This is a genomic window from Streptomyces sp. CLV115, from assembly GCF_038448545.1.
Lineage (GTDB): Bacteria > Actinomycetota > Actinomycetes > Streptomycetales > Streptomycetaceae > Streptomyces > Streptomyces sanglieri.
This window is the reverse complement of sequence record NZ_JBCEWQ010000389.1, coordinates 1-486: the sequence shown is the minus strand read 5'-3', so window position 1 is coordinate 486 and position 486 is coordinate 1. Positions and strand designations below refer to the sequence as shown.

Annotated in this window: 1 protein-coding gene; it reads left to right on the top strand. The window is 60.3% G+C overall.

The window, feature by feature from the left end; all coding sequences use genetic code 11:
• Window positions 1-122 precede the first annotated feature (122 nt).
• A complete protein-coding gene (locus tag AADR41_RS43100) occupies window positions 123-485 on the top strand; it encodes an ATP-binding cassette domain-containing protein (RefSeq protein WP_165481501.1) in 363 nt (120 codons plus the stop codon).
• Window position 486: the final 1 nt, after the last annotated feature.

Sequence of the window (486 nt, the reverse complement as noted above, 5' to 3'; positions counted from 1 at the left end):
TCCTCATTCGGCCCGACAGCGGCCACATCGTGATCGACGGCACGGACATCCTTGCCATCCCGCGTCGACGGCACAAACGCGTCCGCCGTGAGACCATCGGCTACCTCTTTCAGGATTAGGCTCTGCTCGAGAGCGCTACGGTACGCGAAAACCTAGACATCGCGGCGCGCCCAAGACCCTTACTACCCAAGCCCTCCTTCGCATCCGCCTTGGAACGCGTTGGACTGCCCGGGCAGGAACAAACTCCCGTACACACCCTTAGCGGAGGCGAACAGCAGCGTGTCGCCTTGGCTCGATTGCTCCTCAAGCCGAGCCGGATCATCCTGGCCGACGAACCCACGGCGTCACTTGACCGGGACAACGAGGACCTGGTCCTAAATCTTTTACAAGATCTCGCCAATGAAGGCAAAGTGATACTTCTCGCCACTCACAGCGGCCGAGTCGCGAGTCGTTGTTCGCGGGTGCTGTCACTGCACCACCATTAAC